At 68.5% G+C, this 24,706-nt stretch carries 22 protein-coding genes; 21 read left to right on the top strand and 1 reads right to left on the bottom strand.

The annotated features are described in order from the left end of the window. Positions 1–114 precede the first annotated feature (114 nt). Positions 115–537 carry a secondary thiamine-phosphate synthase enzyme YjbQ gene (locus ACZ4NB_RS15315; protein ID WP_467661638.1) on the top strand — a complete coding sequence of 141 codons (423 nt, stop codon included), beginning with the start codon at positions 115–117 and terminating at the stop codon, positions 535–537. 519 nt (positions 538–1,056) lie between these two features. Next, complete coding sequence (locus ACZ4NB_RS15320; RefSeq protein ID WP_467661640.1) at positions 1,057–1,854, top strand: hypothetical protein; 798 nt, start codon at positions 1,057–1,059, stop codon at positions 1,852–1,854. A gap of 80 nt (positions 1,855–1,934) precedes the next feature. On the opposite strand, the gene ACZ4NB_RS15325 is transcribed toward ACZ4NB_RS15320, so the two are convergent. Continuing rightward, a complete protein-coding gene (locus ACZ4NB_RS15325; protein WP_467661726.1) occupies positions 1,935–2,447 on the bottom strand; it encodes a DM13 domain-containing protein in 513 nt (170 codons plus the stop codon). 636 nt (positions 2,448–3,083) lie between these two features. Here ACZ4NB_RS15325 and ACZ4NB_RS15330 point away from each other — a divergent pair. The 19 genes from ACZ4NB_RS15330 to ACZ4NB_RS15420 all read left to right on the top strand — a co-directional run bounded on the left by ACZ4NB_RS15330 (position 3,084) and on the right by ACZ4NB_RS15420 (position 24,677). Further along, the gene (locus ACZ4NB_RS15330; protein WP_467661642.1) at positions 3,084–3,887 is read left to right on the top strand and encodes a DUF4190 domain-containing protein; all 804 of its coding nucleotides are present in this window, start codon (positions 3,084–3,086) and stop codon (positions 3,885–3,887) included. A 196-nt stretch (positions 3,888–4,083) separates the two neighbouring features. Next, the gene (locus ACZ4NB_RS15335; RefSeq protein ID WP_467661644.1) at positions 4,084–4,698 is read left to right on the top strand and encodes a nucleotide-binding protein; all 615 of its coding nucleotides are present in this window, start codon (positions 4,084–4,086) and stop codon (positions 4,696–4,698) included. Then, complete coding sequence (locus tag ACZ4NB_RS15340; protein WP_467661646.1) at positions 4,695–4,946, top strand: hypothetical protein; 252 nt, start codon at positions 4,695–4,697, stop codon at positions 4,944–4,946. Before ACZ4NB_RS15335 ends, ACZ4NB_RS15340 begins: the two co-directional genes overlap by 4 nt. A gap of 42 nt (positions 4,947–4,988) precedes the next feature. After that, a complete protein-coding gene (locus tag ACZ4NB_RS15345) occupies positions 4,989–5,771 on the top strand; it encodes an aminotransferase class IV family protein (protein WP_467661648.1) in 783 nt (260 codons plus the stop codon). Positions 5,772–6,356: 585 nt separating this feature from the next. Then, positions 6,357–7,427 carry a DegT/DnrJ/EryC1/StrS family aminotransferase gene (locus ACZ4NB_RS15350; RefSeq protein WP_467661650.1) on the top strand — a complete coding sequence of 357 codons (1,071 nt, stop codon included), beginning with the start codon at positions 6,357–6,359 and terminating at the stop codon, positions 7,425–7,427. A gap of 44 nt (positions 7,428–7,471) precedes the next feature. Beyond that, positions 7,472–8,788 carry an NDP-hexose 2,3-dehydratase family protein gene (locus ACZ4NB_RS15355; protein ID WP_467661652.1) on the top strand — a complete coding sequence of 439 codons (1,317 nt, stop codon included), beginning with the start codon at positions 7,472–7,474 and terminating at the stop codon, positions 8,786–8,788. Positions 8,789–8,796: 8 nt separating this feature from the next. Further along, positions 8,797–9,753: a Gfo/Idh/MocA family protein gene (locus tag ACZ4NB_RS15360; protein WP_467661654.1), complete on the top strand. Its 957-nt coding sequence runs from the start codon at positions 8,797–8,799 to the stop codon at positions 9,751–9,753. 60 nt (positions 9,754–9,813) lie between these two features. Continuing rightward, positions 9,814–10,587, top strand: a complete 774-nt coding sequence (locus ACZ4NB_RS15365; RefSeq protein ID WP_467661656.1) for a sugar phosphate nucleotidyltransferase — start codon at positions 9,814–9,816, stop codon at positions 10,585–10,587. A 28-nt stretch (positions 10,588–10,615) separates the two neighbouring features. Further along, a complete protein-coding gene (locus ACZ4NB_RS15370; RefSeq protein ID WP_467661658.1) occupies positions 10,616–12,028 on the top strand; it encodes a GNAT family N-acetyltransferase in 1,413 nt (470 codons plus the stop codon). Between the two features lie 41 nt (positions 12,029–12,069). Then, the gene (locus tag ACZ4NB_RS15375; protein WP_467661660.1) at positions 12,070–13,620 is read left to right on the top strand and encodes a glycosyltransferase family 4 protein; all 1,551 of its coding nucleotides are present in this window, start codon (positions 12,070–12,072) and stop codon (positions 13,618–13,620) included. Further along, positions 13,565–14,314, top strand: coding sequence for a methyltransferase domain-containing protein (locus ACZ4NB_RS15380; protein ID WP_467661662.1), 750 nt, complete (start codon positions 13,565–13,567; stop codon positions 14,312–14,314). Before ACZ4NB_RS15375 ends, ACZ4NB_RS15380 begins: the two co-directional genes overlap by 56 nt. Then, positions 14,311–14,859 (top strand): nucleoside 2-deoxyribosyltransferase, encoded by a 549-nt coding sequence (locus ACZ4NB_RS15385; RefSeq protein ID WP_467661664.1) that lies wholly within the window; start codon positions 14,311–14,313, stop codon positions 14,857–14,859. Before ACZ4NB_RS15380 ends, ACZ4NB_RS15385 begins: the two co-directional genes overlap by 4 nt. Next, positions 14,856–16,067: a hypothetical protein gene (locus tag ACZ4NB_RS15390; protein ID WP_467661666.1), complete on the top strand. Its 1,212-nt coding sequence runs from the start codon at positions 14,856–14,858 to the stop codon at positions 16,065–16,067. The genes ACZ4NB_RS15385 and ACZ4NB_RS15390 overlap by 4 nt, the downstream gene beginning before the upstream one ends. A 12-nt stretch (positions 16,068–16,079) precedes the next feature. Beyond that, positions 16,080–17,030, top strand: a complete 951-nt coding sequence (locus tag ACZ4NB_RS15395) for an NAD-dependent epimerase/dehydratase family protein (protein WP_467661668.1) — start codon at positions 16,080–16,082, stop codon at positions 17,028–17,030. 42 nt (positions 17,031–17,072) lie between these two features. Next, positions 17,073–18,569, top strand: a complete 1,497-nt coding sequence (locus tag ACZ4NB_RS15400; RefSeq protein ID WP_467661670.1) for a class I adenylate-forming enzyme family protein — start codon at positions 17,073–17,075, stop codon at positions 18,567–18,569. Continuing rightward, positions 18,566–20,599, top strand: coding sequence for an aminodeoxychorismate synthase component I (gene pabB / locus ACZ4NB_RS15405; protein WP_467661672.1), 2,034 nt, complete (start codon positions 18,566–18,568; stop codon positions 20,597–20,599). The genes ACZ4NB_RS15400 and pabB overlap by 4 nt, the downstream gene beginning before the upstream one ends. Before the next feature lie 44 nt (positions 20,600–20,643). After that, on the top strand, positions 20,644–21,963 hold the full coding sequence (gene rfbH / locus ACZ4NB_RS15410; RefSeq protein WP_467661674.1) for a lipopolysaccharide biosynthesis protein RfbH: 1,320 nt from the start codon (positions 20,644–20,646) through the stop codon (positions 21,961–21,963). A 42-nt stretch (positions 21,964–22,005) separates the two neighbouring features. Next, entirely contained in the window at positions 22,006–23,685 is a 1,680-nt protein-coding gene (locus ACZ4NB_RS15415; RefSeq protein ID WP_467661676.1) for an ABC-F family ATP-binding cassette domain-containing protein, read from the top strand. A gap of 365 nt (positions 23,686–24,050) precedes the next feature. Beyond that, positions 24,051–24,677, top strand: coding sequence for a TetR/AcrR family transcriptional regulator (locus ACZ4NB_RS15420; RefSeq protein ID WP_467661678.1), 627 nt, complete (start codon positions 24,051–24,053; stop codon positions 24,675–24,677). Positions 24,678–24,706: the final 29 nt, after the last annotated feature.

Raw genomic sequence — 24,706 nt, forward strand, 5'->3', positions numbered from 1 at the left:
TACCGACCAGGGGTGTACCTGGGTACACCCCCGACTGCGGTCCCCGGCCCCCATCAGGTCCCACCCGGCCGAGCCGCCGCTCGAAAACCGCGCCCCCTCTGAGAAGGTCCCTCCATGGCTGAGACCTTCACGACACGAGAGATCGACGTCCGGACCGGCTCCCGCGAGACCGTCCACGACCTGACCCGCGAGTGCGCGACCTTCCTCCGGGACGTGGCCCAGGGCCGCGACGGCCTGCTGAACGTCTTCACCCCCCACGCCACAACGGGTGTCGCCCTGGTGGAAACCGGCGCCGGCAGCGACGAGGACCTGCTGGCCGCCCTCCGCGACCTCCTCCCGGCAGACGACCGCTGGCACCACGAACACGGAACCCCCGGCCACGGCCGCGACCACGTCCTCCCCGCCCTCGTACCCCCGCACGCCACCCTGCCCGTCATCGGTGGAGAACTGGCCCTCGGGACCTGGCAGTCGGTCTGCCTGGTCGATACGAACGTGGACAATCCGGATCGGCGGGTGCGGTTGAGCTTCTTCGCGTGACGGTGATTGATGTCGTGGTAGGTCCAGTCAGTGCCTGCGGCGGGGCGCCGGCCCGGTGCGGCCTGCGAGGGGAGTGGAAAGCGAACCCCGTGGTGCCGCCGGCTCGGCGCCACAGGGCCTGCGACCACGTACACAAGGTTTTGACTCCTCGCCAGTTGTGCGGAGACCGCGGCGTCGGCGGCGGCGGAGGTCGCGGCGTTGGACGCCGCGTGGTCGGCGTCGGCCTCGGCCTTGCGGGCGGTCTTCGGGGACTCGGCGGCCCGCGCCGCGGCCCGTCGACCAACCGGGCAAGCCGGGGGTCGGCAGGGCGTAGTGCCGCACCAGGGGCGCATCGGTATACCTCGGGCTCGGCGACGGGGTGGGGTGGGCCGGATATCGCCGCGCCAGTAGGGTGCCGCCATCTGGGGGCAGGGGCGGCGACCTGAGGAAACGGACAACCGCATGGACTACTGCGTGGGATGCGGGAGCTATCTCGATGGGGTGGAGGCGTGCCCTACGTGTGGCTGTGCCCGCGGTGGCGTGTCCACCGGGCACCCCCCGTCACGGCCGCACCCCCTCTACCGGAGCGGCGTCCCGCTGGTGCCCGAGCCGCCGGTCTACGAGCACACGGGAGCGCCCGGATACGACGCGGGCGTTGAGGCCCCGTACGCCTACGAGCAGACGCAGGCATACGCGCCCCTGGAGTCGTACGGGACAGGGCCCCGTCCCGAAAAGGGCGGCGGGCCCAACGGAACCGAACGGGGCGGCGAGCGCAACGGAACCGGCCTGGCCGGCGGCGTTGGTGCGGGTGTGGATGCGGGTGCGGGTCCCGGTGACGGCGACGAGGCGTATGCCTCCCACCGGATGTCGGCGACGCGCCGCCGTGGCAAGGGGCCGCGCCGGGCGCGACGCCGCAAGGGCGGCAAGACCAAGCTGGCCCTCGGCGTGGCGGGTGGGGTCGTACTGGTCGGCGTCGTCGCGACAGGTCTGTCGGTGGAACTGCTGCCCACTGGCCCGACACACGGAGAGCACAAGGAGTCGCAGGCGTCGCCCACGCCCGTCGACGCGTCCGCCACCGCGCAGCCCGCACCGAGCCGGACCGCGGGAGAGCAGGCTCGTCCGTCGCACGCCGCGAAGCCGTCGGCATCGGCATCGGACGTCGCGGGCTCCCACTCTGCGGTTCCCGCATCCGCGACCACGGCACCGCCCGCCGCCACCCGCCCCCCTGCCAAGGAGCCGTCTCGGCCCAAGCCGTCACCCACGGACGCGGGGACGAAACCGACGCCCGCACCACGCCCGACACGGTCGCGGACCTGCTTCCTCTTCTGGTGCTCCTAGGCAGGGGACAGGGACAGGGACAGGCGCAGGGGACGGGGGCGCGGTCAGCCGCGCTGCCGCCTGGGCCGCGGGGCAAACGGTCAGCCCTTCACCGGGGCGAGGTCGGCGGCGCCGAAGGAGACCGAGAACCGCTCGCACCAGATCACGGCGCTGCGGAACTTGGACAGATCGGTACCGGCCGGGACGGCGTAGTTCTGGTCGCCCAGGTTGCCCTTGAGCTTCCCGAGCTGGACGGCTCCGTCCCCGAGCCCGGCCTTCACCGCGCCGGCGTCCCTGGGCGAAAGGTAGACCCGGACATCCGGCCCTTCGCTGGTCATGAGGTTCTCCAAGCGCAGCACCTTGCCGCCGTCCGCGAGCCGGACGGTACGGGCCGTGCCGCTGGTGTCGTGCTCATGGGTGACGAAGCTGCCCTTGGCGAGGTCCTTCGCCCTTGTGTCCTTCATCGCCGGGCCGTTCGCGGGCGCGGAGGCGGCCGGCAGGGCCTCGTTCACTGCGGTGTCGGTGAACGCCTTCCAGGGTTGGAAGAGATAGAGGCCGATGCCGGCGGCGACCACCAGCACCAGAAGAACGGGCACGACCGTACGGCGGGACATGCGGGACACCAAGACCTCCTGAAAAGGGAACGGGCGGGTGGCTGCGAACGGCCGCCCCGTCATGCAACCAGCCAACACGCGCGCCGCCCGCTCGGGTATCCGCACGGCGCCCCTGTAAGACACCGGTAATCAGCCCCCTACTGGGGCCCGTGCGGTCGGTCGGATGGGCGAGGCACGGCAGGCAAGGCAAGTGCATCCGGGGGCCTGGGCCGGGCTGGTCCGGCGGTCGGGTGCGGAAGCGACCGCCGCGGCGGTGGAAATGGTGCGCCCAATGAACCGGGCTCCGGGGATTCCCGTCTTATGGCGCGAAGGCAGGAGCGTCACCCGGCCTGGTGGATCCGTGGATCCACGTCCGTACACGCGCTATGGGCAGCTCGTCGGCCGACGTCTCTGATCGCCCGCCGCCGGACGACGTCTTGGAGCTCGGTGCGACGCGAGGACACGGTGCCCGCGAAAACGTCGGAGCGGCAGCAGCGACAGCGGCCAAGCGGCTACAGCGGCGGCAGCGGCGGCCCGCGCCCTCCGATGGGCCGTAGCCGCCCGGCGTGTGCCCGGGGGCATGCGACCGGCCGCCCTGCCCCCTCCGGTCGCGAAGGCCCGGCGGTGCCGGAGCCGCCCTGGGTGCCCGGACGCGGAGTGAGGTCGCCCCGCAACGCTCTGGGAACCGCAGCTCTCGTCCTCGCTGTTCTTGGCGTCCTCGGCCTGATCGCCGGGTCCGTCATCCCGGCATTGTTCTGGGCGGCGGGGGCTCTCACCGTCATCGCGGTGGTCCTGGGTGCCCTTGGCGCCCGTAGGGCGAAGCGGGCCGGCACCGACAACCGGGCCGCGGCCGTGACCGGGGCGGTTCTGGGTGCCTTGGCCACCGCATGGTTCCTCAACGGCGCGATGGTCACCACCAACGCCTTCCACCAGGTCTCCTGTGCCGCCCCGCAGCAATTACCCGCCTCACCAGGGGCAAAGACCGGCACGTCGGCCTCCGCGGCGGCCGGTAGCGGACCGTTGGGATACGACACCACGCGGTGCTTCGGGGACGGGGTACAGGTGACGGCCTCGGCCCCCAGGCCGTACCCCCTCGGCAAGGAGCAACAGCGACGGCAGGACGCCGACACGCAGGGCAAGCGGATCGTGTCCGTGCAGATCACGATCCGCAATGGATCCACCAGTGTGCTGGATCTGGACGAGTTCTACGGCATCGGGGCGAAGGACGCCGACGGACGCCAGGCCCGAGCCCTCTTCGAGGGCGACGAGCACTCCGGCGGACTGGGCCGCACCCTGCTGCTTCCCGGCATGAAGAAGGTCATCACCCAGCGCTTCGCCCTCCCCCCGAACGCGGCCACCCGGCTCGATACGGAGGTGGAGTTCGCCCGGGCCGCAGACCGACGCACATGGCTGACCGCACAGGACGACGAAAGCGTCGGGTGGAGCGGCCCGGTGCGGTGAGCCCTCCGGGGCGGCATCGCCGTGTACGAGACCGAGGCGCGGGGGCGGGCGCTCCCTTCGGCGCTGAGCCGGCCCTCCGGGCGTCCGTCGTTTCTCACTGCTTACGGGTGAACCACGCAGCCACGCCGCCACGGCGACCGAAACTGGCAGATTTACACCGTTATTGTCAGCTCTTGTGGTGTTGAGCTGTGCATTTGTGAACCTCAAACCCGGCGTCGGGAAGACGACGAGTGCCGTGTGGCTGGCCCATGCCCTTCATGAGTCGGGCCTGTCGCCGCTGCTCGTCGACGGCGACCCGGCCGCTTCCGCGCTGCGCTGGAGCGAGCTGGCCGGTGGCTTTCCGTTTCCGGTGATCGCGCTGCCGGTGGGGGACGTCCACCGTCGTGTGAACGACTTCCTCGGCAACCGGCAGGCCGTCGTGCTCGATGCGCCTCAGCTGGAGGATCATCCCCGCATCGCCCGCAGCATCATGAGGTACGCGGGCGAGTGGATCGTGCCCGTGACCCCCGCCCCCATCGAACTGGACCGGATGGCACCCATCCTCGGTGAGATGGCGGACGTGCAGTCCCTGCGTGCCGAGCCGGCCCGCACGGCGGTCCTGCTCAATCGCACCAACCGCCCCGACGCCACGCGCACCGGGCCCGATGCCGACGCTCGCGAGGCACTCACCGAGCGGGGTTTCGAAGTGCTGGACACCCAGATCGCGCGGCTCGACCTGTACGCCCAGTCCTTCGGGAACGCCGTCCAGGCCAAGGGGGCGGCGTACATGGACTTCGCGGAGGAACTGATCAAGCGTCAGGATGAGGTATGAGCCAGCGCAAGGACAACTACCGCGCGGCATTGCAGCGCGGGGAGGACGTCTCCGCACCCCGGTCCTCCGCCAAGGTCACCACGGTGCAGAACAGATACTTCCGGGTGACCCTTGAGGTCGAGCCCGACCTCCAAGGCGATCTGACGCGATGGGTGGGACGGCCGGTCACCTCGGTCGTGCTCGCCGGCACGGCCGTCCTGCGCACCCTGGTCGCCACCGTGGGCAGGGTGTCCCGGCCCGGAGGCTGAGGGCCCGAGGCGAGCGAGGGCCTTGCTGACATGCTGGGCGGCATGGCGACACTCGATGGAAAGCCCGTATCCGCCGACGACCTGCTTCCCCTGGCCCTGATCAACCTGGGTCACTTCACCTCGATGCGCGTCGACGCCGACGGCACCGTCCGCGGACTGTCACTCCATATGGAACGCCTCGCCCGGGACTGCAAGACGCTCTTCGGCGCCGATCTGGACACCGAGCGCGTCCGCGCGTTCGTCCGCCAGGGCCTGGACGGGCGGGACCTGCCCTGCGTCGTCCGGGTCACGGTCTACGACCCGAGCGTGGACCTGGGACACCTGGCGGACGCCGACGATCCGCACGTTCTGGTGTCGGTGCGCGCGGCCGGCGCGATGCCCCCCGCGCCGCTGCGCGCCATGAGCGTCACCTACGAACGCGACCTTCCGCACGTCAAACACGTCGGGCTCCTCGGCGCCCTGCACGCCCGCCGCACGGCGCAGCTCGCCGGATACGGAGACGTGCTGTTCGTCGGCCGCGACGGGTGCGTGAGCGAGGGCAGCACCTGGAACGTGGGCTTCGTCGACCGGGACGGCGCGGTGGTGTGGCCGCGGGCCGACGTGCTGCCCGGCGTCACCATGGCGCTGCTCCGGGAGCGCGCCGAGCACCGGGTCGCCACTCTCACCTTGGAGCAGGCCAAGGGCATGGCGGCCGCGTTCGCGACGAATACGAGCTTCGGCGTCCGCGCCCTGGCGGCGATCGACGAGACCGGACTCGCCGCCGGGCACCCGGTGTTGCACCGTCTCGGCGAGACGTATCTGTCGATTCCCGGCGAGACGCTGTAGGGCGAGACCGAGGGAGCGGGCCCGCGCCCTGCGGAGAGGGAAGCGGGCCGCGCCCTCGGGAGGGGGCAGGCGGGCCGCGCGGGAGAGGCCGGTCCGTCCGCCCGCCCTATGCGGCCGTGGTCAGGTCCCCAAGTTCCCCATGAGTAGGGGGATATGAACAGGTGCGGCCTCACTCGGCTGACCGGGCCTTCACTTCCGCGACGGCGCCCCTGGCGGTCGACGGTCGGCAGCCCCGCAACCGTCGGTTCGCCCTGCCGCCGCGGCCCCCGAGCCGGCACGTCGGGCCGGTGTGCGTACGAGGGTGCGCCGCGGGCTGCGCGCGGGCTCCACGAGGACGGTCGACGCAGGTCACAAGGCTCTCGTTAGCAAGTCCATGCCAAAGCTTTACGTTTTATCACAGGCGATATAGAGTGTGATCAAGTCGCCGATCCGAGACGGCTCTAGGGGGAATTTCGCCGATGGGTGTCTAGGTATGCGCGCAGGTACTTGAGTTTTCACCGGGTATCGCCACGCGAGTGGTGAAGGGGGTGCGTGAGGATGCAGTCTGTCCCGCCGAAAAGCGAAATCAGAATGTACCGACCACAAGTGGATCCGTCCTCGCTGGAACGTCTCCGGGAGGTTCTGGAATCCGGCTGGATCGGGCTCGGGCCCGTAACGAAGCAGTTCGAACAAGAGTTAGCACGCTCAGATTTAGTTGGCAAGCACCCGGTCGCCGTGAACTCCGGCACCGCGGCCCTTCATCTTGCGCTGGTAGTGGCAGACGTACCCAAGGGCAGCGCCGTGATCGTGCCCGCCAATACCTTCGTGTCGACGGCGGCGGTGGCCCTCCAGCATCAGTGCCGGGTGATTCTCGCCGACATCGAACGCGCGACGGGCAACATCGACCTGGATTCGGTGCGGGAAATCCTGGACGCCGAGTCGGATGTCAGCGCCGTCATCGCCGTGCACTACTCGGGGATCCCGTGTGACATAGCGGGCCTGAACGAGATATCCAAGAAACATGGAGTGACGGTCATCGAGGACTGCGCCCACGCCATCGGTGCGATGTGGCAGGGGCGTCCGATGAGCGAGTCACCACATATTCAAGCCTATTCCTTCCACGCGACGAAAGCCCTCGCCATCGGCGAAGGCGGATGCGTCACCTTCCCTGATGCGGCCTCCGCCGAGCGGGCCAAGCGGCTGCGCAGACTCGGGATCGACATGGGCGCCCGCTCCTGGTCGAACCCTTACGACATCCCCGAACTCGGCTTCAAGTACAACATGGGCGATATCGCGGCGGCGGTCGGCCTCGCCCAGCTGGAGGGCCTGCCGGAGAAGCTGCAGAAGCGCAGGTCGATCGTGCGCCGCTACCGCGAACGGCTGGCCGGCGCACCGGTGGAGCTCGTGCGCGAACCCCACGACTCCGACCGTTCCGGGGGCTTCGCCGTGCCGGTCCTGGTCCGGGACCGGGAACGTGTGCGGAAGGAACTCGACGCCGCCGGAATCGAGTCCGAGATCTACTTCAGACCGCTCGGCGAATTTCCGCTCGATGCGACCCGACCCACACCGGTGGCGGAACGCTTCGCCCGCGACATCATCTGCCTTCCCATCCATCCGCTGATCAGCCTCGACGAAGTCGACTACGTCTGCGACCGGTTATGCGGATGCGTGACATGAACGCGTATGCAACGGGGGTCACACATGACATCAGTAGATCCAGCATGCAGGTGATCGACAGCGTTCGGGAGCTGCGCTCGGAGTGTCTTCGCCGGCGTCATTCGCTCACCGCACGCGTGCTCCCCGTGCCGCTGGCCGACTTACGCTCCTGGTCCCTGAACGAGGACGGGGAATTGACCCACGAGACGGGTCGCTTCTTCCGGATTGTCGGTGCAAGAGATCTGTCGGATCCGAATCAACCCCTGGAACAGCCGCTCATCGAGCAGCGCGAAGTCGGAATGCTGTGCCTGTTCGTCACGCGATTCGACGGTGAGTTCCACGGCCTGATCACCTTCAAATTCGAGCCGGGCACTCCTGACGGCATCGAAGTCGCGCCGACCGTGCAGGCCACCCGTAGCAACTACGAGGCCGCGCACGGTGGAACGCGGGTGCCCGCAGCCGAGATCGCACTGTCGGAGGAGGCGTGCACGATTGCCGATGCCGTGCAGCGCGAACAGGAGTCATGGTTTCTCGGAAAGGTCAACCGCAACCGCATCATCCTGCTCGACACAGCTGAAGCCGTCGATATCGCGCGGACCGTCCCGGAAAGCCGTTGGGTGCCGATACCGGTTCTCCTGGCGGCGGCACTGGAAAGTCGTCTGCTCAATATGGATCTGCGGTCGGTCCTGTCGATGTGGCCGCTGGAAGGCGCCACATCGCCGGACGTCCTCGGCCTCGGTCAGGCAAGGTGCGGACCGCGCCAGGACGGGGAAGGCGGTCCGGAACCGGCGGGCTCGAACCCCGAACTCGTGCCTCTGGACCAGCTGTCGCACTGGCAAATGGCGGAAAGCATCGAGCACCGACAGCGTCGCTTCTTCTCCGTCGTGGGCTGCCGCGTCGAAGGGCAGGGCCGTGAGGTCGCGTCCTGGGACCAGCCGCTGCTGGCACCGGCCGGCATGGGCCAGTGCACGCTGCTGATCCGGCCGGGCCCCGACGGACCGGAGCTGCTTGTCGCGGAACGGGTCCGGATCGGATCCGTCCGCGGACCCAGTCTTGAGGCGCGGTTCCAGCGGGGCGATATCGCCGACCACACAACGGAGTCCCGGCGCAGATCGATGATCGAGGAGTCGTCGGCTCTGGTCCGCTGCCGTGAGATCCATTCCGCGGTGCACACCGAGGAAGGCGGCCGGTTCCGCGGCGCCATCGCCACCTACCAGTTGGGACTGCTCGCCGATGCCGTCGAGGAGCAGCCGGCCGGCCGATGGATGGCGCTGAACGAGGTGGAAGCGCTCGATCAACGCGGTGACCGGCTCAGCGTCGAACTGCGCACCTGTCTGACGATGATCAAAGGTCTCCTCACGATCGGGGCCCTGGAACCATGATCGCGGCGATGGGAAACTCCGAGTACCTGAGCCGACGGACCGCGCCACTGCTCCGGGAGCTCAACCGCACCGACGATCCCCTCCTCGTGGGCACCGACCATCCCCGCGGGGCGCGCACCGCCGTACCACCCGAAGGCATCGAGGTCACCGATCGCGAGGCGGTGCTGGCCGACCGACACATCGACATCGTCTACATCTCCAGTGCGACCGGCCGTCACTTCGCCGACTGCCGGGCGGCGTTGGCCGCCGGGAAGCACGTGCTGGTGGAGAAGCCGGTCTGTCTGACGGCCGCGGAGGCCCGCGAGCTGGACACGATGGCCCGTGCCTGCGACCGCACGGTCTTCGAGTGCCTCTCCTACCCGTACCACCCCGCCTGGGCCGACTTCCTCGCACGGGTACGTGCCGAGGACTGGGCGGGCCCGGTGTCCGTCTCCGCGGTCTTCCGCATCCCGGGGCGAGAACCGACGGACTTCCGTCGGCGCCCCCGCCACGGAGGGGCGGCCGCGGACCTGGGGACGTACTGCGTCGATGCGCTGGTGAGGCTCGGCGCCGTCGCCGAAGACCTCGACATCGGCGCGGTGTTGCTCGGTGGCTCGGAGAGCGACGGCGGCGCTGCGCTCACGAGTCGGCCGATCGACGGGCGCACCTTCACCTACACCGGATCGTGGGCCATCGGCGACTCCTACGCCAACAGCGTCGTCTTCGCGGACCCCCGCCGGCGTCTGGAACTGCTCCGCGTGTTCTCACCGCCCGTGGACACTCCGGTTCAGGTCGTCGAAAGAAGGCCGGGCGAACCCGAGCCGGCCGTCGTCGCGACCACCGAGCCGACCAATGCGACACGCGCGTGCCTGACCGCAGGAACAAGGCACTTGCGCGACACGAAGACGGCGGGCCTGGTCGACTGTCCGGGCATTCTGCGCCGCATCGCCGTGCTGGAAAAAGCAACGGCGACCTTTTCCGCGTAACCCACACCTCTCGACCGTAGATCGACCACGGCCCCGCTGCGGGCCAGAAGGCGGTAGGCAATGGGAGAAATCAACCCTGTCAAAGAACGAGTCGCCGGAATCGTGCTGGTAGGAGGCACCGGATCACGACTGTTTCCGACGACCCGCGTGGTCAACAAACATCTGCTTCCGGTTTACGACAAGCCGGCCATCGCATTCTCCATGGATGTGATGGCAGAATGCGGAGTCGACACCCTGGTCCTCGTCTGCAATGCGGAGGACGAGGAGATATATCAGAGCATCCCGGCCTGGCTCGGCTACTCGGGCATCGAGATCCGGACGGTCGTCCAGGAAGAGCCGAACGGTATCGCCGGCGCCATCGCCTGCGCCCGGGAGCATCTGGAGCCCGAAGGGTACGAGCGCATCGTCGTCGCGCTCGGGGACACGCTCTACGTGTACAGCTCGACCTGGGCCGGAGGCATCCTCAAGGAGACCGAGGCCACCGGGTGCAGCGCCGCGGTCGCGGTCATCGAACACCCCGATCCGAAGGACTTCGGGGTAGTCGAGAGCACCGCGAACGGAACGGTCGTCCGTGTCCGGGAAAAGGCCGATGTGCGGCACAGCAGCCAGGTGTGCACGGGTCTCTATTCTTTCGACGGCTCGATGTGGAAGCGGCTGGAGTCCATTGCTCCGTCCGGCCGCGGTGAACTGGAAATCACCTCACTGCTGGAGTCCTACATCGATGACGGCGGCCTCGCCGCCGTGGCCGTACCCGAAGAGGCCGGGTGGTTCGACGTGGGCACGCCCGATCGTCTGGTCGACGCCGCGGTCGCCCGCCGCAGCCTGCTCGCCTGATTTCCGCCATACCTCAATGGAGTTGAAATTGACTGTTCAGCAGGACACCAACGACATGTCGTCCGACGCGGTCGACGAGATCGTCATCAGGGACGCCACGGAAGCGGACCGCGCCGTCATCCAAGGGCTTCTGCACGGTTCCCTCAGGAGGAACTACGACGGTGACCACGTCGCCCAGGCCGACCGCATCATCGATGCGCACCTCGGCGGCGGCAAGGACCCCGTGGGCCATTTCTCGAAGACACAGCATGTGTACGTCGCCGAGGCCGGTGGCGAGGTGGTGGGCGTCATGAACATCGCCGAGAAGCGCCAGGGCACGATGAAGATCAGCCCGCTCATCGTCAACCCCGACTTCCGCGGCTCCAACGGCGCCGGATCCGCGCTGCTCGCGAAGTCCGTCGAGGTGGCGAAGGCCCGCGGGGTCCGGCAGCTCTACGGCACCGTCGCCGAGCCGAGTTCCTGGATCGAGACCTTCTACCTCAACCGCGGCTGGACGTGCGGGTCGCAGTCGAACAGCCAGTACCGCCCCGGCGTCGTCGAGCACGCGATCTACTACAACGTCGACAGCGACGAGTCCGAGCCCGTGGGGGAGCCGCTGAAATTCGAGGAGTACTCCCCGTCGAAGTACGAGGAACTCGAACAGTTCCTGATCTCCCGCATGGACGTCTTCGTCGACGGGATAGACGAGGAGTTCGTCCGCGCCTTGGTGGCGGGGCACGAGCGGCGGAGCTCGGGCGAGGTGGAGTCCAAGTACAAGGAGATCTACCTCGGTTACGACGCCGACGTCCTCAGCTCGGTCATCGCGTTCGGACCGAAGAAGGGCGGCGCGGTCAAGCTGATGCCGCTGAGCGCGATATCGCAGCGCGCACTTCAGGAAACCCTCAGGTTCGCGCAGTCCTGGGCGGCGGGGCGGACACACAAGCTGTACACGCACCAGCATGTGGATCCGGCGGTGGTGACGGCGTTCCAGAGCGAGATGTGGACGCTCGAAGGACTGCTCCCGGAGGCGTATTCCGGGAAGAAGGTAGCCGCCCAGTGGGGCTGGCTCCCCGGCGAGACCACGCACCTGGGACGCAATTCCGACCGTTTGAAGGCATACACCGAGCGCTTTTTGACGTTCGTCCAGAAGCGGGGCTGGGACCAGCTGGAGGAGGCGCGCAGCCTGGCGATGGCGGTCGGCGGCGAGGCCGGCGAGCTGCTGGCCGAACTCCAGTGGCTCAGCGAGTCCGAGGTCGTCGAACTGCTCGGGAACGACCGGGAGTTCAAGACCAAGCTGTCGTTCGAGGCGGCGGACATCCTCAACTACCTGATCCGCTTCGCGCGCTACTGCGACTTCGATCTGATCGAGGCGGCGGACAAGAAGCTGGCCGTCAACATCGACCGATTCCCCGTGGAGGAAGTGCACGGCTTGAAGGGGAAGCGCTACAAGGCCAACCGCTGAGCGGAAGGGCCGCCGGCCGGTCGGACGAGGAGGCGAAGCCAGTGAATATTCTATTCGTATGCAGCGTGTACTACCCGGTCACCGGTGGTGCACAGGATCCCATCGACCAACTCGGATCCGAGCTGGTCGCACTCGGACACCACGTGGACGTGCTCACCAGGCATGTTCCCGACACCACACCGAAGGAGGAGAGGCGCAATGGGGTGCACATACACCGGGTCCCCAATGCGGTGCTGCCCTCCGACTTCAGGGCGCTGACGGCCGAACTGCAGGAATTCGTCCGGAGCGTCCGGAAGCCGGATGTCATTCATGTCGTCGGCCTGCGCCGGCCGCTTCCGATGATCGCGGAGCTGCTGGCCTGTCTGTGGCACGTGCCGGTCATCCAGACCGTCGGCGGCTACGACATCCCCGATGTGGTCGATCCCGATCCGCGGCTCGTCTGGCTGACCGGCCGGGACTTCGTCCTGCCGGCCATGCGGCGGGCGGACCTGCTGAACGCGGCGTCGGACGACCTCGCCCGGCAGACCGAGCTGCTGGTCGGCGAGCAGGCCCCGGTGCCCACCCTCTACGTGGGGATCGACCACGACCTGTTCAGCACCGCCGAGCCCCATGAGAAGGCGGCCGCTTGGGGGCCCTACGTACTCTCGCTGCGCCGACTCGAACCCGCCAAGTCCGTGGACAGGACGATCGAGGCGATCGGTCTCCTCAAGGACGAGATCCCGGAGCTCCACCTGGTCGTGGCCGGGGACGGCAGCGAGCGGGCCGCCCTTGGGGAGCACGCCGACCGGCTGGGCCTGGCCTCCCGCGTCCACTTCATCGGGGAGGTGCCGATCGAGGAGGCCGCCTCCCTGTTGAAGGGGGCCTTCGCCACCGTCGTGGCCTCGAAGTCGGAGGGCGGCGGCCTGGTGAACGTCGAGGCCCAGGCGGCCGGCTGTCCGGTGATCGCGACTCGGGCAGGGGGCATCAGCGAATACCTGGGGGGCGAGTCGGGCGCGCTGTATGTGGACGCGCCGGACGGCGGACTGATCGCGCAGGCACTGCGCACCCTGTGGCGCGACCCGGAGGCCAGGGAGCGGCTCGTCGAGGCCGCCCGCCCCCTGTCCGAGCGGCTGTCGACCCGCTCGCTGGCCGCGGAGTACACGGCGGTCTACGCGGAACTGGCCAAGGCCCACCAGACGCGGGAGTTCGTCCCCTGGGACGCGATCACCGCGGCCCTGTGGGAGGACCTCTCCGTCCCCGCGGGGCGCAACCCCACCCTGGACGCCCCGTGGCGGGCACCGCAGGCCGTCGAGGACCTGGTGCTGTCGACGGCGGATGAGGAGTTCCGCGCGCTCGGGCACGGTGCGGATGCCTTCTACTACCTGGCCTGGTCCAGCGGCGTGCCGGTCGAGCAGCTGCGAAAGGTGTGCGAGTTCGTACTGCGGGCCACCGAAGGGCTGCCGAAGGACGCCGTCGCCGCCGGCCTGGAGCACGCCGCGGACTGGGGGCGCTTCGACACCCAGAGCTGCCTCGGATACATCCGGAATGAGGAGACGCATGTCGAAGGGATCCACACCGCAGACCACCTCGGTGACGTCGAAGCGGTTCTATGACGCCTATTCACGCGGCTACGCCACGTACTTGGAGCGACATAGCGGGTATTTCCGCGCCGTGGAGAAGGAGATAGCCCGAGCGGCCGGGAACCGGCCGGGCCTGGCGTTACTCGACGTGGGCACCGGTACTGGCGAACGCCTGCAACGCGTGGTCGCGGAGATCCGCCCCGATCACGTCGCCGCCATCGACGAGAGCCCCGAAATGGCGGCCCTCGCCCAGCGCAACTGCCCCGGCGCCCAGGTGCTGGCGATACCGCTCGCGGCGCCGGAGCTGCCGGCCGCTCTTGCGGTGAAGTTCGACCTGGTGACCTGTCTGTCGAACGTCCTGGGCCATATTCCGCGGGCGCAGCTGGTGCCGGGGCTGCGGCAGGTCAGAGACCTGCTGAAGCCCGGCGGTGCATTCGTGTTCGACGTCAACAACCGGTACAACGCCGTCACGTACGGTCCGCTCAGCGTGATCCGCAATGTGGCGCGGGACCGTGTGCGGCCCGGTGGTGGTGATTTCACGGCGTCCTACCGGAACGGCGACGAGGTGTTGCACACCCCGGTTCATCTGTTCAGTCCGTCCGAAGTGGCCCGGCTGCTCCGGGAGTCCGGGTTCAAGGTGGCGAGCCTCGGCTTCCGGGACTACGCCACGGGGCAGGAACGCGGCCGATTCGGCGGGAGCATCGTAGTGAAGGCGGTCAGCGCATGAGCGGTTCCCCCATCCACGGTCCGAAGGTGTTCCTTGCGGCGACTTTCGGAAACCATGTACGCGATGGTGTGTTTCTGCCGGAGAAGAAGGCGGAAATCCTCAGCTATCACACACGGCTCTCCGAACTGGGTGCCGCGGTCTTCAGCTCCCATATGAACGAGGAGTGGGGTGCCGCGGGGCTGCCGCCGGAGGACTGCATGCGCGACGACCTGCGTGCCCTGCACGCGTCGGACAGCCTGTGCGCACTCGTCGGTGACGAGCCCTCTGCCGGCGTCGCCTTCGAGCTCGGCTACGCGGCCTCGGTCCGTCGGCCCACGGTCCTGGTCACCTCGTCCTTCCACTCGCTCTCCTCCATGATCCGCGGTATGGGAACCCTGCTCGAACTGGAGGTGGTCGAGGGAGACCTGGGCAGCCGGGCGGTCGTCGAGAAGGCCAGTTCCCTGGCGTTCGACCTCGGCTCGAAGTACCGGCGGTCGGACCGCTTCTGGGAGAGCCCGGACGTCGACCGCGCACTGAAGTTCCGCTCGCGGGGAGGAACGCGGTGAACGCACCGAGCACGGCTCCCGACCGGGTCCGGATCGGCATCCTGGGCGTGAACTTCGGCTGGGGGCCGCACGCCGCGTTGGAGACCATCATCGGCGAGATCCGGCGGGCGGTGCCGGGCGACTGCCAGGTCGTCGCCTTCGGGAGCGAGTACGGGCGTTCCCTCATGGAGAACGTCGTCGACGAGTGGTGCGAGTTCGACGGGTCGGACTACGCCGCGCTGACGCGGGCCGCCGCCGCGAAGAACCTCGATGTGGCGCTCGTGACGCTGGAGGGTTTCGCCGCCCGCGCCTTCGAGGCGGCGGGTGTGCGCACCGTCTTCGTCGACCTCATGCCGTTCCTGTGGCACGGTGCGGACCTCGCCGTGCCGCCGCTGGAGGTGAGCCACTACCTCGCCCTGAGGCTTCCCGGGCTGTCCCAGGAGACCCTCGGCTGGATGCGGGAGATCCGCAACCTGCGGTGGATCGGCGCGGTGGTCCCCTGGCAGCCGCGCGCAGCCACGCGACACTCGTACGGCTACGCCGACGGCAACCGACGAGCGATCGTCACGCTCGGCGGGATGCTCGGCCTGACCACGCAGGACACCACGACCTACCCGTCCCTGGTGCTCCCGGGGGCCGTCGAGGCCCTGATCGAAGCCGGATTCGACAGCGTCCTCATCGCCGGCAACACCCCTCAGGCGGATCTGGACGCCATCGTCGCGCCGTACCGGGGGCGCGCGGAGTTCCGTTTCGGTCCGCTGACCCGTGCCGAGTACCGCACCCGCATCGCGGAGAGCGCGCTGTGCCTGAGCCAGCCGGGACTCATGAGCCTCCTGGAGGCGAGTTCCTGCGGGACGCCGCTGATCCGGCTGCCACCGCAGAACGTCTCCGGGTTCCAGCAGGCGGAGATCCACCGGATCGCGACCGGGGCCCGCACCGGAGTGCGGTGGCCCACCGACGTCGTCGACGAGGCGGTGGTCACGCGGAAGGCCGCAAAGACCGAGGCGGCCGGGAACGACTACGTCTACGGGGCGATCGCGGACGGTCTCCGCCGGCGCCTGGACCCGACACGGCGGTCCGTCCGGGCGCAGCTCCAACGGTTGATCCCGGAGTGCCTGGCGCTGCCCGCCGACACCTGGACCGGCCTGGTGGAGAAGGTGGGGACGGACGGCGCGAAGGTGGCCGCGGAGGTCGTGGTCGACACGGCCCGTACGGGCGCCAGGAATTGACGGGACATCAGAATGGCAAGGACCGTGGTCGTCTTCGGCGCCAAGGGGTTCATCGGAAGGTGCGTGACCGCGGCGCTCACGGCGGACGGATGGCGCTGTGTAGGGGTGGACCGGTACGGGCGGGCGACGGGCGGCCCCGGGGACGTCGGCGGTCCCTACTACTCGGGGAGCGACTGGTCGTCCGCCGCGCTGTCCGGCTTCCTGCGGGCCTGCGGACCCGCCGTGATCGTCAACGCCGTGGGTGCGTCCTGGTCCACCGACCCCTCGGTGGTACGCCGGGACAACGTCGTGTGGCCGTGCCGCCTCGCGGAAGCGTGCGAACTGTCCGGGACGGCGGAGTCGATCCTGCACCTCGGGTCGTCGCACGAATACGGGGACAGCGCTCCGGGCGTCCCGGTGAGCGAATCGAGCGTCCTGGCGCCCATGACGGAGTACGGGAAGTCCAAGGTCATGGGCGCCTCCTACCTGGTACGCGCGGCCTACCGGATGAACCGGCCGGTGACACTGATCCGTGCCTTCAACGTGATCGGACCGGGTCACGGCACGCAGGGGATCTGGGCCGCCGCGGCCGGGCTGTACCGGGCCGCGGCGGAGGCGGGCTCGGACCAGGTCGTGGCCAACGTGCCGCTCCCGGAGACGGCGCGGGACCTGATCGACGTCCGGGACGTGGCCGGTCTGGTGAGCCTGGCCGCCCGCCGTCCGGGAGCAGGAGTGGCCGCCTACAACGCGGCATCCGGGACCGCGACGAGCATCCGACAGCTCTTCGATGCCTTCGCCGAGCGGACCGGCATTCCCTATCGGCTCGCGCGGAATCCCGACGGTCTGCGCACGGGATCGACGTGGCAGTGCGCCGACATCTCACGCGCGGCATCGCACCTCGGCTGGATGCGGCAGTTCACCCTGACCGACTCCATAGGCGCGGTCCTCGCGCTCGACGCGGCGACGCCGGCCGCGCTCGGCTGATCAGGCCCTTACCAGGGCATATCCATGGAACCGGGGAGATCCATGCACAGCGATACATCCATTCTGGCCGCACGCCTTGCGGACGGGGGCGGCTGGAGCGACACGGCCGCCGTCATAGACGAACAGACGGGTGACATCCATCGGCACCGGGACGTGCACGCTCGTGCCCGGAGCCTCGCCGGCGAATTCCTCGACCGTGGGATCGGCGCGGGTGATCACGTGGGGTTCCTGGTGGGCGACCGGCCCGCATGGATGCCCGCCTTCCTCGCCCTGCATGCCATCGGTGCCGTTCCGCTGGTCGTCAATCCGGACCTGGACGAGCGCGTGCAGTCCAGGATGCTGGGAATTCTGCCCACCACGTTCGTGCTCTCGTATCGAGAGGGCGGGCTGCACATCGAGCGCCGCGAACCGCGACTCCCGGTCGATCGAGACGAGGGCGAGGACGGGCCGGCGGCTTCGCGCTACTACCTGTACAGCTCGGGCACGACCGGGATTCCCAAGGCCGTGGCCCATACGAGTGCCGACCTGCCTTTCTTCCACGCGGCGGTCGGCGGTGCGAACGGCTTGGACATACGGGCCACCGACACCATCGTCTCGCTCTCGCAATACTATTTCACCTTCGGATTCAACAATCAGTTCGTCTACCCGTTGTTCAGCGGTGCCTCGGTCGTGCTGAGCCCGCAGCGCAGGAGCGAAGAGAAATTCGCCGACGCCTTGCATCGGCATGGCGCCACCCTGGCGTTCTCCGTTCCGTCGGCGCTCGCCAAACTCGCCGATCACATCGAGAGCGCGGCGGTCGAACGTCCGGCGGGGCTGCGGGCGATCGTCTCGGCCGGCGAACCCCTTCCCGACGCCGTCGCCGCCCGCCTGGAGGACCGCTGGCAGGTCCAGGTGCTGAATCAGATCGGCTCCACGGAAGTGGGCAACGCCTTCTGCGCGAACGGAGTGACGCGCCGGGCCGCGGGCACCGCCGGTTTCGTCTGCCCCGGTTACGACGTGGAACTGCGCGGCGACCCCGATCTCCCGCTTCCGGCGGGCGGATCGGAACACAAGGTCGGCGAGGTGTGGGTGTCGGGACCGACCATCCCACGCCATGCGGTGACCGCGGACGGGACGAAAGAGCTGCTGGTCGACGGCTGGCTGGAGACGAAGGACTACGGCTACTGGGCCGACGACGGCGGACTCGTGGTCGTCGGCCGCACCGATGACTTCCTGCATGTCGGCGGGATCTCCATGTCGGCGGTGGAGATCGAAGCGGCCATCAGAAGCTGCGCGGGCGTCGAGGACTGCGCCGTTCTCGCACCCCTGGTCGACGGTGTGTCCACGCTCTCGGCGCTCGTGGTCCTCGCCCCGTCGGCCGGCGATCCGGAGGAATCCTTCGCCGCGCTCCGGACGCACCTTCGCCGACAACTGGAACCTTTTCGCGTACCGAAGCGATGGGTGCCGGTGGCGGAGATCCCGCGAACCGGCAGCGGCAAGATCATGAGGCACCGGCTGAGTTCTGCGCCGGGCGGCGGAATATCTGGAATGGTTCGATGACCCGTATCCTTCTCGTCGATAACTACGATTCCTTCACCTACAACATCTGGATGTATCTGAGCGAGCTCCCGGATGTCGAATGCGTCGTCGTCAAGAACGACGACCCGCTGTCCTCGATATCCCTGGAGGAGTTCGACGGCATAGTGATATCGCCCGGCCCGGGCAGCCCCGATGTACCGGCCGATGTGGGTATCTCCCGCACGCTCGTGACATCGGTGGACCTGCCGGTTCTCGGAGTCTGCCTCGGGCATCAGCTCATCGGCAGCGTCCACGGAGCGAAGGTCGGGCCGGCACCGAAGATCATGCACGGGAGGACGTCCCGGGTCCGCCACCGCGGTGACCGTCTGTTCCGCGGTATGGCCGAGGAGTTCACCGCGGTCCGGTACCACTCCCTGGCCCTGTCGGGCATCGAGGAGCCGCTGCAGGTCATCGCCGAGGACGAGGACGGTGTCGCCATGGCGATCCGCCACGGCGATCGGCCGGTATGGGGTGTTCAGTTCCATCCGGAGTCGATTCTCAGCGATGACGGAAGGGTTCTTCTGCGCAACTTCGCCGAGATCGTGGCGGAGCGTCGGAGCGCATCGCGCGATCACCTCTTCCGGAACGGTGCGATCGACTGCAGTTGGGTGTGCGTGGACGCAGAGGTCGAGAGCCGGGCGCTGTTCGAAGCGTTCTGCGGCGCGTCGACGGAGAGCTTCTGGCTCGACAGTTCCGCCACCGGCCGGGCGCGGTTCTCCATCATCGGCGGGCTGCCGGACGCCCGGTCGACGACGGCGAGTTACCGCGTTGCCGACGGACGCACCACGGTGACGGAGCCCGACGGTTCGGTGCGGTACGTCGACACCGACATCTTCACCTTTCTGAAGGACCAGCAGCGCACCGTCGACATCGACGGGGAAGAGCTGCTGCCCTTCGAGTTCCGCCCCGGCTTCGTCGGCTACTTCGGATACGAGCTGCGGGCGGACACCGAGAAGATGACCGTTTCCCGGCATTCGCGGCTGCCCGATGCCCGCTTCCTGCTCACCGATCGCTATGTGGTCGTCGACCATCACGAGAACAGGGTCTATCTGCTGTTCGCCTCCGGCCCCGGTCTCGGGGAACGCGGTGATGCGCGGGAGTGGTTCGAGACCGCGTCGCGCACGGTGGCACAGGTGAGGACGGCGCCTTCGCGCGACCGGGAAGCGACGCCCCGTGCGAAGCCGGGCGAGGTCGTCTTCCGGGACAGCAAAGAGGAGTACCTGGCGAAGATCCTCAAGTGCCAGGACTATCTGAGCGTCGGCGAATCCTATGAACTCTGCCTCACCAACTCCGCCTCGATTTCCGGTGAGTTCGACGCCATCGAGACCTACACCCGGCTGCGCGCCACCAGCCCGGTGCCCTACGGCGCGTTCCTGCGGACACCCGAGTTCTCCGTGCTGTCCGCCTCGCCCGAGAGGTTCATGACCATCGACGGTGACCGGTTCGTGCGGGTGAGTCCCATCAAGGGCACGCGCCGGCGCGGCGCCACCGAGAACGAGGACACGGCGCTGAAGCAGGAGCTCGCGGGCGACGAGAAGGAGATCGCCGAGAATCTCATGATCGTCGACCTGATGCGCAATGACCTCAGCCGCGTCTCCGAGATCGGATCCGTGCGTCCCGTGGAGTTGTTCGGGGTCCACACCTTCGCGTCGGTCCACCAGATGGTGAGCACCATCGAGTCCAGGCTCCGGCCGGACGTCGCGGCGGTCGACTGCATCCGCAGGGCGTTTCCGCCCGGCTCGATGACCGGTGCGCCGAAGCTGCGCAGCATGGAGATCCTGGCCGCACTGGAAGAGGAACCGAGAGGCATCTACTCGGGCGTGCTCGGATGGGTCTCCCTCGACGGGCGTGCCGACCTGAGCGTGGTGATCAGGACCCTCGTCCTGGAAAAGGACTCCGCGTCGTTCGGAGTCGGGGGCGCCATCACCCTGCTGTCGGACCCGGAGGCGGAGTACGCCGAAACGCTGGTGAAGGCGAACGCCCCGAAGTCGGCCTTCGGTGACCTCGATTGATCGAGCACGTCCGTGACAGCACAGGTGAACAATCAGGAGGCAGTGTGTCCACCGGCAGCGACAAAGACCAGATTCTGGAGCTCACCCGCACCTACCATCAAGCCGGTGCCGCGGAGGAATTCGTTCCCGGCACCACGCCGATCTGGCCTTCCGGCGCGGCCCTCGACGAGGACGACCGCGTCGCCCTGGTGGCCGCGGCGCTGGACATGCGCATCGCCGCCGGTGTCACCGCGAGGAAGTTCGAGCGGGGCCTGGCGCAGTACTTCGGGCTGCGGAAGGCGCATCTGACGAACTCCGGATCGTCCGCCAACCTCCTGGCCGTGTCGGCGCTGTCCTCACGGCAGCTCGGCGAGCGGCGGCTGCGTCCCGGGGACGAGGTCATCACGGTGGCCGCGGGTTTTCCGACCACGGTGAACCCGATCGTGCAGAACGGCCTGGTCCCCGTGTTCGTCGACGTCGAACTCGGGACGTACAACACCACGGTCGAGCGGGTGGCGGCGGCCATCTCGCCCCGTACCCGGGCGATCGCGATGGCCCATACGCTGGGCAATCCGTACCAGGTCGCGGAGATCGCCGCACTCGCCGAGGAGCACGGCCTCTATCTGATCGAGGACAACTGCGACGCCCTCGGCTCGACGTATCAGGGCCGGCTCACCGGTACCTTCGGCCACTTCGCCACGGTCAGCTTCTACCCCGCCCACCACATCACCACGGGGGAGGGCGGCTGTGTGCTCACCAATGATCTCAAGCTGGCACGGCTCGTGGAGCAGCTGCGCGACTGGGGCCGGGACTGCTGGTGCGAGCCCGGCCAGGACAACACCTGTTTCAAGCGTTTCGACTACCAGCTCGGAACCCTCCCGCACGGCTACGACCACAAATACATTTTCTCCGAAATCGGCTACAACCTGAAGACGACCGATCTGCAGGCCGCGCTCGGCCTCAGCCAGCTCGGCAAGGTGTCGGAATTCGGCGAGGCCCGGCGCCGTAACTGGAGTCACCTGCGAAAGGCGCTGGACGGGCTGCCCGGCCTGCTGCTGCCCGAGGCGACCCCGGGGAGCGATCCCAGCTGGTTCGGCTTCGTGCTGACCGTGCTGCCGGACGCGCCGTTCACCAGGCGGGAGTTGGTGGCCTTCCTGGAGGAGCGGCACATCGGGACCCGGCGGCTGTTCGGCGGCAACCTCACCCGCCATCCCGCGTACATCGGACGCGACTATCGGATTTCCGGTGAGTTGACCAACACCGACGTCATTACCGAGCACACCTTCTGGGTGGGGGTCTATCCGGGTCTGAGCGTCGAGAAGATCGATTATGTGGCGGAGAGCATCGCCGAGTTCGTGCGGGGCCGCAGCGGCGAGGTGGCGTGAAACCCGAGCGTCTACTATCACACCCGTGATAAGATCACGTCCGTGGGATATATCGACGTCAACTCTGTTTCTTACGGACTGCCGGACGGCCGGGTGTTGCTGGACGAGATCTCGTTGCGGGTCGGTGAGGGGGCGAAAGCCGCACTGATCGGCGCCAACGGGTCCGGCAAGACCACGCTGCTGCGCATGATCGCCGGCGATCTGGCACCTCACGGCGGAGCGGTGAACCGGAGCGGAAGCCTCGGTGTCATGCGACAGTTCACCGCCCGCCCGGGTGACCAAGTACGCGATCTGCTCTTATCGGTGGCGGACCCGCGCATCCGCCGAGCGGCGGCGACCGTGGACAAGGCCGAAGCGGCCATGCAGGCGAGCGGGGACACCGCGGCGCAGATGGCGTATGCGAACGCGTTGGCCGAGTGGGGCGATGCCGGCGGCTACGACGCCGAGGTGCTGTGGGACGTGTGCACCACGGAGGCCCTCGGCATGCCCTTCGACCGCTGCCAACGACGGGCCGTGGACACGCTGTCGGGCGGCGAGCAGAAGCGGCTGGTGCTGGAGGCACTGCTGCGTGGCACCGATCAGGTGCTGCTGCTCGACGAGCCGGACAACTACCTCGACGTTCCCGGCAAGCGGTGGCTGGAGAACCGCCTGATCGACACTCCGAAGACCGTTCTGTACATCAGTCACGACCGCGAGCTGCTCGCCCGCACGGCACAGAGCATCGTCACGATCGAGCTCGGTGCGGCGGGCAACACCGCCTGGGTGCACCCCGGCGGTTTCGACACCTACCACCAGGCCCGGGTCGAGCGGTTCGAGCGCTTCGACGAAATGCGCAACCGCTGGGACGAAGAGCGCGCCAAGCTGAAGGCCCTGTTGCAGATGTACAAGCAGAAGGCCTCCTACAACTCGGACATGGCCTCGCGGTACCGCGCCGCCCAGACCCGGCTCGACCGGTTCGAGAAGGCCGGGCCGCCCCCCGCGCAGCCACGCGAGCAGCATCTGTCGATGCGGCTGCGCGGCGGCCGTACCGGCAAGCGGGCCGTGGTCTGCGAAAGCCTCGAACTCACCGGTCTGATGAAGCCGTTCGACCTGGAGGTCTGGTTCGACGACCGGGTCGCCGTGCTGGGTTCCAACGGCTCGGGCAAGTCGCACTTCCTGCGGCTGCTCGCCGCCGGCGGCAGCGCCCCCGAGCCCGAACACGAGCCGGTGGGTGACCTTCCGGTGGAGCCCGTGTCGCACGCGGGGGTGGCCCGCCTGGGCGCGAGGGTGCGCCCGGGGTGGTTCGCGCAGGTGCACGGACGGCCCGACCTCGCCGGCCGCACGCTCGTGTCGATCCTGCACCGCGGCGACGAGCGCCGGGAGGGGCTGCCGCGCGAGGAGGCGTCCCGGGTGCTGGCGCGCTACGAGTTGGCGGGTGCGGCGGAGCAGACCTTCGACTCCCTCTCCGGCGGGCAGCAGGCGCGATTCCAGATCCTCCTGCTCGAACTCGGCGGTACGACACTGCTGTTGCTGGACGAGCCCACTGACAACCTCGACCTGGTCTCCGCCGAGGCGCTGCAGCACGCCCTCCGCGGCTTCGAGGGGACCGTGCTCGCGGTCACCCACGACCGGTGGTTCGCCCGGGACTTCGACCGGTTCCTGGTCTTCGGTTCCGACGGCACCGTCTACGAGTCGCCCGAGCCGGTGTGGGACGAGAAGCGCGTGGCCCGGCGCCGGGGGTGAGCCCTCGTCCGGCGGGGTCCGCCCGCTTCCCTGGCGGGTCGTGCGGGGACAGTGGGCGGCAACTCCCGTACAGTACCCAGTTGTTCGACCGGTGGTCGGTGCGCCGGCTGCGGCTCGACCACTCGGGCCGTACACCGCTGCCTGCCCGCTCCCGAGGTCTCGACGCACTCCCGATCGGGCCGGGAAACGGTGCGCGATCCGGGTCGGGCTCAAGATTCGCCCGTAGTTCCTGTCATCCCGTATCGAGTTCCGTGATTCCGCATCAGCGCTCATTTGGGGCCCGATCAGGGGTTATACGAGGACCGACCGAATTGACGGAACGCGCTCGCTCCCCGTCGTTGTCACACCTGTGATACTGTTTGGCAATGCCATCTCGGATTGACCTCGAACAGCGTCGCAAGGATGTTATCGAGGCGGCTTTTCGCCTCTTGGTCACCGAAGGACTCAGCGGCTTGTCGCTGCGGAAGGTCGCCGCCGAATCGGGATTGAACATCGGTTCGGTGCGCCACTACTTCGACGATCACCGGAATCTTCTCGTGGCGGCCGTGACCGAGGTCGGCAATCGCATGGGGAAAAGGCTCACCCGGTATCCGACCGACGCATTGGTCGGACTCACGGGCGAAGGCGCCGTGGATGCCCTGCAGTCGCGGCTGGAGGAGCTGTTGCCGATCGACGAGGAACGCCGCGTCGAGTCGATCGTGCTGACGGAATTCATCGTCGCCGCCCGAGTGAATCCGATTTTCCGCCCGGTGACCGAGCAAATGGCCGCCGACATGCGCCAGGTCATCACGGACGCCCTGCACGTCCTCGACGTGCACGATCCGGCCGAGGAGGCCGAACGGCTCATCGCGGTCCTGGGCGGTCTGGTCCTGGACTCGGTGACCCCGCACGGATCGCTCACCGTCGAACGCCTTCGGGCGACGCTGCGGGCGCACCTGCGATCGGTCCTGGCGGCCGCCCCCGGTGCCGACGCCGCACCGACCGACGACTGACCTGATATCTGCGCATCAGGCACGGTCGA

Source organism: Streptomyces sp. NPDC026575 (assembly GCF_055567415.1).

Coding starts and splice junctions, on each gene's coding strand:
- ACZ4NB_RS15325 (WP_467661726.1), bottom strand. CDS start 2,447: ATGTCCCGCCGTACGGTCGTGCCCGTTCTTCTGGTGCTGGTGGTCGCC.
- ACZ4NB_RS15345 (WP_467661648.1), top strand. CDS start 4,989: ATGGCGACACTCGATGGAAAGCCCGTATCCGCCGACGACCTGCTTCCC.
- ACZ4NB_RS15400 (WP_467661670.1), top strand. CDS start 17,073: ATGCACAGCGATACATCCATTCTGGCCGCACGCCTTGCGGACGGGGGC.
- ACZ4NB_RS15360 (WP_467661654.1), top strand. CDS start 8,797: ATGGGAAACTCCGAGTACCTGAGCCGACGGACCGCGCCACTGCTCCGG.
- ACZ4NB_RS15385 (WP_467661664.1), top strand. CDS start 14,311: ATGAGCGGTTCCCCCATCCACGGTCCGAAGGTGTTCCTTGCGGCGACT.
- ACZ4NB_RS15365 (WP_467661656.1), top strand. CDS start 9,814: ATGGGAGAAATCAACCCTGTCAAAGAACGAGTCGCCGGAATCGTGCTG.
- ACZ4NB_RS15420 (WP_467661678.1), top strand. CDS start 24,051: ATGCCATCTCGGATTGACCTCGAACAGCGTCGCAAGGATGTTATCGAG.
- ACZ4NB_RS15340 (WP_467661646.1), top strand. CDS start 4,695: ATGAGCCAGCGCAAGGACAACTACCGCGCGGCATTGCAGCGCGGGGAG.
- ACZ4NB_RS15395 (WP_467661668.1), top strand. CDS start 16,080: ATGGCAAGGACCGTGGTCGTCTTCGGCGCCAAGGGGTTCATCGGAAGG.
- ACZ4NB_RS15355 (WP_467661652.1), top strand. CDS start 7,472: ATGCAGGTGATCGACAGCGTTCGGGAGCTGCGCTCGGAGTGTCTTCGC.
- ACZ4NB_RS15315 (WP_467661638.1), top strand. CDS start 115: ATGGCTGAGACCTTCACGACACGAGAGATCGACGTCCGGACCGGCTCC.
- pabB (WP_467661672.1), top strand. CDS start 18,566: ATGACCCGTATCCTTCTCGTCGATAACTACGATTCCTTCACCTACAAC.
- ACZ4NB_RS15380 (WP_467661662.1), top strand. CDS start 13,565: ATGTCGAAGGGATCCACACCGCAGACCACCTCGGTGACGTCGAAGCGG.